We start from the raw sequence: 14,683 nt of genomic DNA, 5'->3' as shown, positions 1-14,683 counted from the left end.
GTTAGTGATAATTCCACGGCACCGCAGGCGAACCAATCCATGCTGATTTTGCAGGAATATTTTCCCCTTTCATCACCAGTGTCAGTGGTCCCAGCACAGCATGATGATCCACATTGGCATTGTATAAAATGATGCCACGCGCATTGACCACCACATCATTTCCGACATTCACCTGACCAATCTTCATGATACGGTCTTCAAATAAATGCGTCTGTGGTCCAGAGAAACTATTAAATTCAGCCCGATCACCAATTTTGACGCAATCAAACTCGGTAATATCTGCGGTATCCAGATACACATCCCGACCAATCTTCACACCCAACAGACGCAGGAAGAAAGGCAACATCGGTGTGCCACGCAAGTAATTGAGGAAGTTCGGAATCGCCACCGATTCATATAAACTGGTAATACCCTCACTGAGCCAGACAAACATGGTCCACATTGGCGCAGACTTAGGTTGATAACGTCCAATCAGCATCCATTTGAGTAAAGCCACAATAATAAAGCAGCCAACACCATATAGTAGTCCAGCAAGAGTCAGAGCCAACAAGCCAACCGAAACATTATAGATGTTAATCACATCAATAATTTCCAACACAATCATATAGCCCACCCCAATCGCCAAGGCAGCAGGCAGTACAATACGCAACCCCTCGATAAAACCACGCATCAAACGACGTCCAATACCTGGCTTAAAGGTGAGATGATCTGGATAGTGTTGCGCTGCCTCCCGTGCAGGCAGTAACAAGGCAGGTGAACCAAACCAGGTCTGCCCTGAATACATTTCACGATTGTCAGGCGTTTTGGATTGCACCCCAATCAGCACATTATCAGGCAGTACCGTACCATCTGCGATATAGGCACTATTCCCCACAAAGCTACGGTGACCAATTTGAGTGGATTTTAAGGTCATCCAGCCGCCCTTGATCTCTTCATCGCCCAGCATCACCGCATCGGCAATAAAGCTTTCATCGCCCAAACTCAGCATTTCAGGAATCACACCTGTTGCAGTTGAGATTTCGGTATTTTTACCGACTTTTGCACCCAGCATCCGAAACCATGTCGGGGCATAAACGGTGGCAAATAAACCATGCAGGGTCTGCAAACTGGTTTCCAGAATCTGGGCGGCAAACCATTTACGATAATACACCCCACCATGCACAGGATAGGTTCCTGTTTTCAGGTTAGGCAAGGCAACTTTACGAACAATGGATGAAATCACCGCTGTCATCACCATCATCATGGCACTGGCTGGAATCGCCAACAGGAAATAATACAGGGCGATTTGTAAATGGTTATTCGGATCAAGGTTAAACACATTCACATCTAACCAATCCACCAGAATAAAGCTTGGAAAGATGGGAATAAAGAAAATACAGGCAATGATCAGCGCACTCACTGCATAATAGCCATATTCCAGTATCTTACGGACAAATGACAACGCAGGACGGGCTGGCATTTTTGTCAGTTCATCGACATGGCCAATTTTACGGGCAGGTGTACCATCCCAGATTTCACCTACGGGCACAGTGGTATTGTATTCGATGGCAGTCAGGGCATTGACATGGGCTTTGGCTTCCAGAACCGTGTTTTCTTCCAACACTGCATAGGAACCAACATAACTGTCTTGTTTAAGCGTAATCGAACCCAACACCAGATGCCCATGTTCCACTTTGGCATTTTCCAGATTGACATTTGAGCCAATGCTCACCCCATCTTCAATGGTCAATAAAGACGGCATCCGAATATGCACCGAGCTGATATTGACATCATGGCCAATCTTCGCGCCCAAAGCTTTCAAATATAGATTCAGTAAAGTTGAACCTGACAACAGGTACACAGGTGAAATACTGCCGATCCGATCTGCCAGCCACCAACGGAAATAGGTCATGCCCCAAAGTGGATAACGCCCCGCTTTTACTCCCAGCATCAAAAGTCGTTTTATCCCAATCGATACGGCAAAACTGGCAATGATCACGCTGACATAGACCAGCAATGACAGGAAAATGGCATAAGGAATACTGTCCCTCGCTCCGCCTGTAAAATAATGATAGGTAAAGAATGGTGCCAGCCACTGTAAGATATTGATCGAGATCAGGGTGGGAATAGTGATCAACTGGGCAAGACCACACAGCCACTTATACGTCTGGTTACGCGGATTATCCTGCCCAAGCTGAGTATTTTGAGCTTGCTGCGGCACATCCAGCATCAAACTGGCAATCGCCCCGACTTTTCGGGCTTGATACAGGTTTTGTATGGTGAGGTGCTGATAAGCCTCATGCTGACGTAAATTAGACACCAACACGGCTGCCAATAAGGAATGTCCACCCAGATCATCAAAGAAATCGGCATCCAGCTTAATTGGCATATTGGGAAATAAGCGATTCAGAATTTCAAATAACACTTCTTCCGCCACATTTTGCGGTAGATCGGATTCACTACGATCCACCACACTGATCAATGGTCGTGCTTTTAATGCCTTACGGTCAATTTTCCCAGACAATAAGCGCGGTACATCCTCAATGATTTCAAAACGATTCGGCACCATATATGGTGGTAAACGCTGACTGAGTGCGGCACGAAGCTGTTTAATTTCAATCGGCTGTTTACTGTCAATTTCTACGGCAATAAAGGCAATCAACTGATCAATGCCATCTTCAGCACGTAAAATCACCGCAGCCGTGCCAATCCCATCCAGATCACACAGCGCCGCTTCAATTTCACCCAGTTCCACACGGAAACCCCGAATCTTGATCTGGTCATCGGCACGTCCCAGACAATGCACCTGCCCAAATTCATCAATCCGAGCCAGATCACCCGTTCGATATAAACTTTCCTCGTCAGGGTTTTCCGCCCACGGATTCTGAATAAATTTATCCGCAGTTAAGTCGGGTCGTCCCAAATAACCCTGTGCCACGCTGGGGCCAAAAATACATAACTCGCCTGTTTCGCCCTGTGGCAATAACTGCCGTTCTTCATTAATCACCAGCATGCCATAGTTCGGTAATGGCTTGCCAATGGTCACAGGCTTGCCCCGTTGCAACAGTTCCAGACTGGCCGAAACAGTGGTTTCAGTTGGGCCGTAAGTGTTGAACATTTGATGATGCGGTAAGGCCCAGCGCTCTACCAGTGAGTCAGGACACATTTCCCCACCCAGATTAATAATCCGTAGGTTCGGCACATCTTCAGGAAACAAGGCCAACAAGGTTGGTACCGCATGTAGAACGCTAATATTTTCCTGCTGCAAGGTTTTACACAAACGCTCTGGATCACTAACCAAGGATTTAGGTGCAATCCACAAGCTTGCACCCACCAGATAGGACAGCCAGATTTCCTCAAAGGACATATCAAAGGCCACAGAGAAACCCTGATAAACCTTATCCTGTTGCTGAATCCCCAAGATGCTATTTTCACTCCGCAGAAAATGGCAGATATTTTTCTGGGTAATCACAATGCCTTTCGGTTTACCTGTAGAACCCGAAGTATAAATAATATAGGCAGGCTGATCTGGCGATGCTTTCGGTAAAGTCACCTGCTGTTGCTGTGGTCGCTGCAACTCAGTCGCCGTCCATTTGCTCTGTGGCACCACCTCAAGATGTTCATACCATTCCGTGCTGGTAATCATGCCAACGGCATTGGCATCCTCCAGACAAACCGCCATACGGTCTGCGGGTGTGTCCATATCGAAAGGCAACCATGCCGCCCCGCTGAGGCAAATCGCCAATTGTGAGGTTAAAAGCTCGATTCCCCTTGGCAACCATAAACCAACAATATCACCTGCTTTAACCCCATTCAGGATTAAATGTTGCGCCATATTCGAAGCTTGACGATATAGCTCGGCATAACTGATCTGTTGCGTTGCCTCAATCAGGGCGACCTGATCTGGAATACGCTGGACAGTTTCAGTAAAAATATCAGCAAGGACTTCTTGTTTTAAAAATTCTGGCTGGCTTGTTCCTCGGACAATGGCTGTTATTTGCATATTTTTTCAGCTATTCAAATGACAAAAATAATTTGAATAATAAGGTGCCAATCCTTAAAACAGCGTTAAATCGCATGTGTATTATTCTAACAATTACAGTGGTGATTCTGTACGTTCCTATAACTGACATGAATTGCTTAAGGAAAGTTTAATAATGAGGGCCTGTTGCCACTTTATCCATGATTGCGACAGAGGACATTTTTTAGACGATACAAGGCATGTTTTGCGAAATTTAGCATTCTAAATGAGTAGAACATAACGCAGTAGCGGCAAAAAATGTCCCTGTCCCGAAGGGTTGTAGCTAAAAATCCCTCATACTTTGTTATGAAACTTGGCAAGGGAATACCATTCCCTGCGTTTCATGCCTCGTCTGATGAATTTTTAGCTTACAACGCAATTCATTTATAAAGTGGCAACAGGCCCTAGTGTCTACGCAGTTTTTTAGCTATGATCAAGCTTCATTAAAACGATTGAATAAAATGGAGTGTGACGTGAAACCAGTTCGTCTGGCGATACTCGGTCTTGGTACTGTTGGTGGTGGAGCCCTTAAATTATTACAAGAAAATGCTGCTGAAATTAAACGCCGTACTGGTCGAGAAATTCAAATTACCCATGTGGGTACACGCCGTCCACGTCCAGACTTAAATCTTGATGGTATTCAACAAAGTGATGACCTGATGCACATCGTACGTCAGCCTGATGTGGATGTTGTGGTTGAGGTCATGGGTGGCATTCACCCTGCCTATGAAGTCATCATGGAAGCCATTAAACATGGCAAGCAGGTGGTTACCGCAAACAAGGCCTTGCTTGCTGAACATGGCAATGAACTGTTTAAGGCGGCCGAAGACAATGCCGTACAGATCGCCTATGAAGCGGCGGTTGCAGGCGGTATTCCAATTATCAAGGTGATCCGTGAAGGTCTTGCAGCCAACCATATTGAATGGCTGGCAGGGATCATCAATGGTACAGGCAACTTTATCCTGACAGAAATGCGTGAAAAAGGCCGTGCCTTTGAAGATGTGTTAAAGGAAGCTCAGGAACTGGGCTATGCCGAAGCTGACCCAACCTTTGATGTTGAAGGCATTGATGCGGCCCATAAACTCACCATTTTAGCCTCTTGTGCTTTTGGTATTCCGCTACAGTTTGACAAAGTCTACACCGAAGGCATCAGCAAGATTACCGCGCAAGATGTGAAATATGCAGAAGATCTTGGTTTCCGCATCAAGCATCTGGGTATTGCACGCCGTGCAGCCAATGGAATTGAGTTACGCGTCCATCCAACATTGATCCCAGCCGAAGAACTGATTGCCAATGTCAATGGCGTTAAGAATGCCGTTCTTGTGCAGGCTCATGCAGTCGGCCCAACCTTATATTATGGTGCAGGTGCAGGTGCAGGTCCAACCGCTTCCGCTGTGGTCGCCGACGTGATTGATATCGTACGTGATATTTCCTATACCGAAGATGGTGCTGGGACCATTCCACAATTGGCATTTGAAGCACTCACCAATGTGCCAATCCTCAGCCGTGAGGAAATGACCACTGGATACTACATCCGCCTCAATGCCGAAGACCAGACAGGCGTATTGGCCGATGTCACCACCATTCTGAGCCGTGCAGGGATTAGCATTGATGCCATCATGCAACAATCACGGTTAAAGGATTTGATTCCAATTGTGATTTTGACTGACCCAGTGCTTGAGTCCAAAATGGATGAAGCACTTGCACAAATTCAGGCATTACCTACAATTCATGGCGAAATCATCAGAATTCGTTTAGAATCGCTCGATAGTTAATCAGGTTGAGGGAAAATGACTTCCCTCTCCCCGCTCTACCTCATATTGGAACACCATCATGTCGAATGCCAATCGTTATACTGGTCTTGTAGACCGTTATCGTGACCGTTTACCTGTGTCTGCAACTACACGTGCAATCTCTTTGGGTGAAGGTAATACTCCACTGATCAAACTAGAGAACATTCCACGTATTATTGGCAAAAATGTTGAAATCTATGTCAAATACGAAGGTCTGAACCCAACAGGTTCATTTAAAGACCGCGGTATGACCATGGCGGTGACCAAAGCAGTTGAGGAAGGCTCGAAAGCGATTATCTGTGCATCTACAGGCAACACCTCTGCTGCTGCGGCAGCTTATGCGGCCCGTGCAGGCATCAAGGCATTTGTCCTCATTCCAGAAGGCAAGATTGCCATGGGTAAAATGGCACAAGCAATGATGTACGGCGCGATCACCATGCAAATTCGCGGTAACTTCGATGACGGCATGCGTCTGGTCAAAGAAGTGGCTGACCAAGCCCCTGTAACGATTGTAAACTCAATCAACCCGTACCGTTTGCAAGGTCAAAAAACCATTGCCTATGAAATCGTGGAAGCTTTAGGTCGTGCACCTGACTATCACTGCTTGCCAGTCGGTAATGCAGGGAATATCACGGCACACTGGATGGGTTATACTGAAGCGGTTGCAAACCAGCCTGCTGACCAGTTTGAACAAGTGATCTATGATGCTGCAACCGATCAATTCACTGGCCCTAAGCCAGAAAGCTTACCAACCATGGTCGGTTATCAAGCTTCTGGTGCTGCGCCATTCTTACGTGGTGCGCCTGTAGAGAATCCAGAAACTGTTGCAACAGCAATTCGTATTGGTAATCCACAAAGCTGGAATCATGCTAAAGCAGTGGTACGTGATTCTAAAGGTTGGTTTGATGAGTTACAGGATGCTGAAATTCTGGAAGCACAACGCCTACTTTCAATGTATGAAGGTGTATTTGTGGAACCTGCTTCAGCAGCTTCAATTGGTGGCGCTATCCGTGACATCAAGGCGGGTAAAATTGCTGAGGGCTCTGTGATTGTATGTACCGTAACAGGTAATGGTCTTAAAGATCCTGATACTGCAATCAAGCAATGTGCTGATGCAGTTATGTTGTCAATCGATGCCACCATGGATCAAGTGAAAGATTCGATTCTTTCAAATATGTAAGCTATCATTGATCGATCAAAAAACCTGCTACGGCAGGTTTTTTAATATTCAGGCGTTAAGATTCTTTTTTCATTTCCTCAAACAGTTCAGCCCGCTGTTCATCGCTTAAGTCCAATTCTTCGACCAACTCTTGAATCAGTTCAAGGGCTTCGGCATCAAAGCCTCCACCCTCTTCTTCGGCTCCCCAGTCATCTTCATCATAGCTATACTGCTTGGCCAATTCTTTTTCAATCGTTTGAATTTCCTCTAAACCAATTTCTTTTATTTCAAATAAAGGCTGTTTGAGCAAAGGATTAACCGCATATAATCCCTCTTCCTCCCAACCCTGCAGAATGATTAACGTTTGACTTTTATTATTATATTTTAACGCTTTATTATTTTTTATTAAGGCTTGTAATAATACAGGTTGTTCCGATAAATCTTCAAATGAACCTTTCAGCTCAATATCACCATAATCGTAATCTGCAAAAATGATTCTGACATGACTCTTTAATTGTTCAGGTTGATCTGCATAAGCTAAACTTGCAAAAAATTCATCATGCTCTTCCACCCATTGCTGTTTTTTGACTGACCAAAGTGCATAAAACCTGGCTGCATGTTCAAACTGAACCAGTTGAAATTTCTGCATATCTGCAAGTTGAATAAATTCAAAAGTATCCTCATCACTTAAGCTTTCAGGCAGCGTATCACGAGAGACTTCACCCTCCTGATAAATATGTTCGCCACAACGCGCAAAAACGAAATCATCCAGTTTTTTTAATAATGTCTCATCTGCATCAAACAATGATTCAACCTCATAGAGCGCAAAATTACGTGCCCCATTGATTTCCAGTTGCTTATAGGCCGCCTCAGCTTGCTCCTTATCCTCAAAAACATTATGAATACGGTTACCTGATGCATAAAAAACCTCATCATTATAACCAAAGTATTTTTCACGAATCACATAGGTGCTCATGTTGTTCCCCTAATTTATTTATCACTCAATTGTTTGTTTTTCTGATGTAAAACTTAAGCACTGTAAAGCCAGTGTTGTTGATTCACAATCATATAAGAAGCCATCACTTCTAATTTTGATTCAACATTAACCGATTTTTATTTTAAAAACGAATATCATAGGTTGATACAAGACAAATTATGTCGCTTCATTTTGGCATAAAAAAACTCTTCTTGATGAAGAGTTTTTATTTTAAAAACGGATCTACGCAGTATTAAATACGTTTTGGCAGTGTTGCAACCCAGTTTAATAGATTGGTGGCATCATTGGTACGCGCCTGAGAGCTGGATGCACCAAGTAGCACCACAACCGCTGGACGGGAATTTACTGTGGTGTGCATCACCACACAACGTCCCGCCTCATTGATATAACCTGTTTTTGACAGGTTAATGTTCCAGCCACCATTACGCACTAAGGCATTGGTATTGTTTGACTTCAACACACGATAGCCTAGATTGAAGTCATAGGTTGGTGTGGTTGAGAACTGTCGAATCAAGCCATATTGTGAAGCTGCACTGACTAGAATGCCTAAATCACGTGCTGAGGAAACATTATGAGGGTCCAAGCCTGTTGATTCAGCATAACGGGTAGAGCTCATACCTAATTGCTTTGCCTTGGCATTCATGGCTGCAATAAAGGCAGGACGGCCACCTGGATAGGTACGAGCCAAAGCGGCTGCCGCAGGATTTTCAGACTTCATCAAGGCAAACAACAATGCTTCTGCACGGTTCATTGTGTCGCCAACACGTAGGGTTGAACTAGAGTTCTTGCCACCCGCACCTGCAAAATCAATGGATTCCAGTGTAATTTCTTCAGACATATTTAAACGTGCGTCAGCAGTCACCACCGCTGTCATCAGTTTGGTGATTGAAGCGATTGGCACAGACATATTGCTGTTTTTGCTGTACAGCACTTCACCCGTTTGCGCATCCATCACCAGCGCAGCGCGGGCATTGACTGAAGGCTGGCTACTATAATTGCTGCTGTTGCTAAAAGTGTCGCGAATTTGTACAGTATTTTTAGGGCTGCCCGACGATGTAATGGTTGCAGAACCACCACTGCGTAAAGTTGTCGTCACAGAGGTCGAGCCTTGCGGACTAATCTCTAAAGGTTCATCTTCCTCCATTAACTGGCTGGCATCATTCGCAGACCAGTTTAATGACGCAGAACCATTTGTACTCGAAGCAACTGGACTGTTATTGACCACCAGCTCGGCAAAGCTTGTTGAACTCCACGCCAACAAGATAGACATGCCCAACACATGCATGACAGATTTTTTAGAATTTTTCACGACACAATACTCAACTCAGGACGCTGCACATTTGCGCTTACTATCATTATGCCTTACATTTGAACAAATCGGGTAAAGCTTTTATAGACACAATTGTGTACAACTATTCGCTAGAAACGGAGAATAGGATTGCTAATTTTGTCGTTTCAATGCAAGCTAATTTTGCTTTATGTAACAAAAAACCAGTTTTTCTGAAAAAAAGGAGGTCTTCTTGATCACTGTTCTTGTTGTTGATGATCATGAGCTCGTACGCACAGGCATTTGCCGTATGCTGGAAGACCATCCAGATGTTGATGTTGTTGGGCAGGCTGAGTCTGGAGAGGAAGCGATTGCGCTGGTTCGGCAAAAACATCCGCAGGTGGTGCTGCTGGATGTAAACATGCCTGGCATTGGTGGGGTTGAAACCACACGTCGGCTATTGCAGACCGCACCTGACACCAAGGTGATCGCGGTGAGTGGCCTTGCAGAAGAGCCTTATCCATCCCTGTTACTTAAGGCTGGGGCAAAGGGTTATATCACCAAAGGTGCGCCGATTGCAGAAATGGTGCGTGCCATTAACAAAGTGATGCAGGGCGGTAAATATTTCAGTGCCGACATAGCCGAACAACTCGCCAGTTCCTATCTTTCCGACACCCAGCAATCTCCATTTGATGCTCTTTCTGAACGTGAAATGCAGGTGGCAATGATGGTGGTCAACTGTATCAGTGCCCAGGAAATTGCAGATAAATTATTCGTCAGCGTAAAAACCGTAAACACCTATCGTTATCGTATTTTTGAGAAACTGGGAATTGATAGCGATGTCAAACTCACCCATCTTGCGATTCGATATGGACTCATTAAACCTTAATCATTAGTCATCGCCTATGTTGGGACAAATTGCTTCCTCTGTATCACAGACCATCTATCGACTAGGGATTTGGTATAGTGGTTATCGCCTGATTATTTCAGTCAGCCTGATCCTGATTTATGTGCTTACCGCAGAACAACTGGGCAACAACTATCAATACCCCTTTCTGTATTTTTATACACTGCTGTGTTATACCTGCATCAATATTTTCCAGCTTTTTTTACTAAAACTGCTTCCCCTGCAAGTCACCAAGCAGTTGATCTTTGTCTTTATTGTTGACGTGATTTGCCTGAGCCTGATTACATTTTCAGCAGGCGGGCCAAACCTCCAGCTTAGCCTGCTCTACGTTATTATTATTTTTTCATCCGCTATTCTGCTTAATGCCCAGTTATCCTTAATCGTGACGCTGTTCGCGGTAATTATGGTGGTTTACCAGCGTTTTCTTGGCAACTTTTTTGACTACAATAATTTAAATCATCTCGGCAATAGCGCTCTCCTTGCCTTTCTATTTTTTGTGGTGCATGCGATTGGCCGTATTGCGGTGCAACGCTTTAAAATTCTGGAAACCTTAACTTTCCACCAATCTATCGAGATCCATCAACTCCAGAACATTAACCGCTATATTCTCGAACAGATCGAGGATGGTTATCTGGTGCTGGATGAAAGCAACCATATTGTCTTGACCAACCCAGCAGCCAATACCCTGTTGGGTGTTCACTTTCCAGTTTCCGCTGAAAAGACTCCACTGATCAAATGGCAGCCCGATCTGTTCGAACTGATCAGGCTCAGTGACCTGAAAGATGGTGAAGAATTTAGTTTTGAATCACAGCAAAGTCCTTATACCGTCAATGTAAAGGTTAAGCACCTCGTCGTTCCTGAACAATTTCTCATTTTATTGATTTTAAAAGATGCACAGAAACTTAACCAGCAAGTCCAGCAATTGAAACTGGCGGCTTTAGGACAGCTCTCAGCCAGTATCGCTCACGAAATTCGCAATCCGTTGGCTGCAATTGTACAGGCCAATGAACTGCTCAAGGAAAGTGATGCGCATCAACAGGACATGCTTTCACGCATGATTGGCAAACAGGCCAAGCGTATTGACAGCATCATTCAGGATACGCTGGAAATGGCACGCAACAAGCCGACAGAGGCGCAGGTCATTCACCTGAATGAGTTTTTTGGTAGCCTACTCAATGAAGATTTGGCTGATGCAAAACAACAGATTCAGCTCAATCTTCCTGAACGAGCCAGTATCCTGTTTGATGAAAAACAGTTAAGGCAGGTCATGATCAACCTGATTCGCAATGCATTGAGACATAATGCCGCAGATGCGGAACATATTGAGGTGCAGGTGCATTTAAAAGAGGGACGAACCTATATTGATGTCATTGATTTTGGTACAGGCGTGGCAAAACGTGATATTTCTCAGCTATTCAAGCCATTTTTTAGTACCGAAATTAAAGGAACTGGTTTAGGATTGTACCTGTCTCATAGCTTTTGTGAGGCAAATCATGCAAAGCTCACCTATGTAGAGCGACAACAAGGAGCATGTTTCAGGATTGAATGCTCAAAAATTCATTGATTTAGATTAGGTTTTCGGGGAAATGGCAACTAAACAACCACTCGTCTTGCTGGTAGACGATGAAGAAGACTTATGTCTCCTCATGCAAATGACGCTTGCACGAATGGGGATTAAAACCCATCTTGCCTATCGTGTAGAGCAAGCAAAAAAGTTCTTTACTGAATTTCAGTACGATGCCTGTTTAACAGACCTAAACCTTCCAGATGGCAACGGTCTCGATTTAGTCAAACACGTAACACAGAACTATCCCAACACACCCATTGCGGTACTGACAGCCTATGGCAATATGGATATTGCCATTGCGGCATTAAAAGCAGGCGCATTTGATTTTGTCAGTAAGCCTGTCAATCAAACACATTTAGACCAGTTGATTCAAAAGGCGTTAAATCGCCCGCAACCTGAACAGGAAGCGGCTGAAACAGCTTTAGAAAATAAATTACTGATTGGCCGTTCGGCACCGATTCAACAATTACGTATCGCGCTCAAGAAAATTGCCCGTTCTCAGGCACCTGTATTTATCACAGGTGAGTCTGGAACAGGTAAGGAAGTCGTTGCCAATCTGGTTCATCGTCTAAGTAACCGTAGTGAAGGGCCTTTTATTGCGATTAACTGCGGTGCCATTCCAACTGAATTGATGGAAAGTGAATTATTCGGACATAAGAAAGGCAGTTTTACAGGTGCGGCACAGGACAAACAGGGCTTAATTCTCTCGGCACACGGCGGCAGCCTGTTTCTGGATGAGATCGCAGAGCTACCACTCAATATGCAGGTCAAATTACTGCGTGCCGTACAGGAGAAGAAAATCCGCCCTGTCGGTTCAGATCAGGAAATTGATGTGGATTTCCGTGTGATCAGTGCCAGCCATCAGGACCTTGAACTTCTCGTTCAACAGGGCCGTTTCCGTCAGGACCTATTTTTCCGTATTCACGTCATGGATATCGTGCTGCCACCTTTGCGTGAGCGTGGCCAAGACATTCTCCTGCTGGCCAATCACTTTATCCAGAAAATTAGCCAGGAATGGGAACTTCCTGCAAAAACCCTGTCGTCTCGTGCAGAACAGTTCCTGTTACAGCAATATTTCCCAGGCAATGTGCGTGAGTTACGCAACATCATTGAACGCGCCATCACCCTCAGTGATGATGAAAACATCGATCTTGCACACTTGCAAACAGCCCCGCTACGCGGCTCAATTGCAACTCCTGCCAGCATGCCATTTGCAACACAGGAAGAGCATGAGCAGACTCATCAAAGCTCTAGCCCTGCAATGAGTTCTAAAAAGCTTCCACCTGAAGGGCTGGAACGTTATCTAGAGAATATTGAGAAAGAAATCCTGCTCAATGCACTCAATCTCACGCACTGGAACCGCACCCTGGCAGCCAAGAAACTGGGGATGACGTTCCGCTCTTTACGCTATCGTTTGAAAAAATTTGGACTCGATACTGAAGATGATGAGTAATACGCTGATCTAAAAATAAAGCCCCTTTAAAAGGGGCTTTATTAGGGTCTGTTGACATTTCAGCCATGCATTGCGTTATAGGCTAAAACGACATAAACAAGGCATGAAACGCAGGCAATGGCGACCCCCTTGTCAAGTTTCATAACGCAGTTTAGGGAAGTTTTAACCATAACCCTGCGGGACAGGGACATTTTTTGCCGCTACTGCGTTATGCCTTACTTATTTAGGATAGCTAAATTTCGTAAGTCATGCCTTGTACCGTCTAAAAAATGTCCTCTGTCGCAAGCATCTGTGAAATGTCAACAGACCCTATGTTAAAGCTTACTTTTCAGCACCAGTTCAGTGACATGCTCTAAATAACTGTCCTCTTTCATTTCTGGTAGCAAGGGATAGGTCTGGTTTGGCTGAATCCCCTGTCCCTCAATCATGTTGCCATTTGGGGTGTAATAATGCGATACCGTCATTTGTAAAGCTGCACCGCTTGGAAGTGGAAAAAGCTTTTGCACCACGCCTTTACCATAACTGTTCTCCCCAATCACCCATGCCCGTTTATGTTCTTTCAAGGCTGCGGTAAACACTTCAGCCGCCGATGCGGAACGACGGTTGATCAGAATCCCCAGTTTCATATTTTGAAACTCATTGGAGGGCAACGCCTGAAACTGCTGATCGCCCTCAGAACGGCTTTTTGTGGTGACAATGAGTCCCTGATTCAAAAATAAGTCTGCGGATTCAACTGCTGCGGAAAGCAGTCCACCTGGGTTATTGCGTAAATCCAGCACGACTGCCTTTAACTTGGTTGAACTGTATTCTTCAATCAAACGTTTGATTTCATTGGCCGTATCTTGCTGGAATACCCGAATTTTGAGTACCAGTACCTGATTATGTAATAAAACAGGTTCAATATCAGTTTCAACTTTTTTATTCCGAACCAGAATTATGGTGCTATTGCTGTTTTCAGGCTGTATTTGCAGGGTGCTGCCAATCGATCCGTAAAGTAGACCCTGCACCTGATCTTGATTCAGGCTCTTTAATTCCTGATTGTCAATTTTCAGGATGGTTTGCCCATTACGCAATCCCAGCTTATTGGAGTCCGACCCTGTTTTTAGGTCATGAATCTGCCATAAGCGGGCAAAGCTGTCGTAATTTAAATTAAAATCAACAGAAGCTAAATCACCCTCGGTATATTGAATTAATTCACGATATTCTTCTGCCGATAGATAACGGGAATAGCGATCCAGACCACTGACCAATCCCTTGATCGCCTGCTGGAACAGGGCATCATCAGATTTCTTGTCAACATAGTTGTCCCGTACAATGCCATAGATTTGTACAAACTGTTGAATTGACTCAATTGGCACTTCGGCGGTGCTATGCGGTGCAGTCTCATCCACCCAACCCGACGGATGTGGACTTGGTGCTGCATATAGGACATGCCCCCAGCACATCAACAAACCTGCATACAAAGCCCTGTAAATGTTGTTGTGCTGGGTCATTCGTTCACCTTCTGAAGAATCCCCTCTTTCAAAAAGAGAGGTTCGGG

General features: G+C 44.7%; 9 protein-coding genes. 5 read left to right on the top strand and 4 right to left on the bottom strand.

The window, feature by feature from the left end:
- Window position 1 precedes the first annotated feature (1 nt).
- Window positions 2-3,982, bottom strand: coding sequence for a delta-poly-L-ornithine synthetase PosA (posA, locus tag N5J47_RS12905; protein ID WP_279960230.1), 3,981 nt, complete (start codon window positions 3,980-3,982; stop codon window positions 2-4).
- 491 nt (window positions 3,983-4,473) lie between these two features.
- Between posA and N5J47_RS12900 the strand changes: the two genes are divergently transcribed.
- Window positions 4,474-5,775, top strand: coding sequence for a homoserine dehydrogenase (locus tag N5J47_RS12900; protein WP_279960231.1), 1,302 nt, complete (start codon window positions 4,474-4,476; stop codon window positions 5,773-5,775).
- Window positions 5,776-5,833: 58 nt separating this feature from the next.
- Complete coding sequence (thrC, locus tag N5J47_RS12895; RefSeq protein ID WP_279960232.1) at window positions 5,834-6,973, top strand: threonine synthase; 1,140 nt, start codon at window positions 5,834-5,836, stop codon at window positions 6,971-6,973.
- Between the two features lie 55 nt (window positions 6,974-7,028).
- Here the strand turns inward: thrC and N5J47_RS12890 are convergent, their stop codons facing one another.
- Window positions 7,029-7,928, bottom strand: a complete 900-nt coding sequence (locus N5J47_RS12890; protein ID WP_279960233.1) for a hypothetical protein — start codon at window positions 7,926-7,928, stop codon at window positions 7,029-7,031.
- Between the two features lie 253 nt (window positions 7,929-8,181).
- Window positions 8,182-9,258 carry a D-alanyl-D-alanine endopeptidase PBP7/8 gene (gene pbpG / locus N5J47_RS12885; RefSeq protein WP_279960234.1) on the bottom strand — a complete coding sequence of 359 codons (1,077 nt, stop codon included), beginning with the start codon at window positions 9,256-9,258 and terminating at the stop codon, window positions 8,182-8,184.
- A 211-nt stretch (window positions 9,259-9,469) separates the two neighbouring features.
- Between pbpG and N5J47_RS12880 the strand changes: the two genes are divergently transcribed.
- The 3 genes from N5J47_RS12880 to N5J47_RS12870 are packed head-to-tail and all read left to right on the top strand — an operon-like array spanning window position 9,470 to window position 13,143.
- Entirely contained in the window at window positions 9,470-10,105 is a 636-nt protein-coding gene (locus tag N5J47_RS12880; protein ID WP_267981582.1) for a response regulator, read from the top strand.
- 16 nt (window positions 10,106-10,121) lie between these two features.
- On the top strand, window positions 10,122-11,687 hold the full coding sequence (locus N5J47_RS12875) for an ATP-binding protein (protein ID WP_279960235.1): 1,566 nt from the start codon (window positions 10,122-10,124) through the stop codon (window positions 11,685-11,687).
- A gap of 22 nt (window positions 11,688-11,709) precedes the next feature.
- Window positions 11,710-13,143, top strand: a complete 1,434-nt coding sequence (locus N5J47_RS12870) for a sigma-54 dependent transcriptional regulator (protein ID WP_279960236.1) — start codon at window positions 11,710-11,712, stop codon at window positions 13,141-13,143.
- Window positions 13,144-13,457: 314 nt separating this feature from the next.
- Here N5J47_RS12870 and N5J47_RS12865 read toward each other — a convergent pair whose 3' ends face one another.
- Window positions 13,458-14,636 (bottom strand): S41 family peptidase, encoded by a 1,179-nt coding sequence (locus N5J47_RS12865; protein WP_279960237.1) that lies wholly within the window; start codon window positions 14,634-14,636, stop codon window positions 13,458-13,460.
- Window positions 14,637-14,683: the final 47 nt, after the last annotated feature.

Source organism: Acinetobacter sp. GD03645 (assembly GCF_029845285.1).
In the GTDB taxonomy this organism is placed as follows: Bacteria; Pseudomonadota; Gammaproteobacteria; order Pseudomonadales; family Moraxellaceae; genus Acinetobacter; species Acinetobacter corruptisaponis.
Note: the sequence above shows the minus strand (reverse complement) of the source record. Positions and strands in the feature narration are given on the sequence as shown.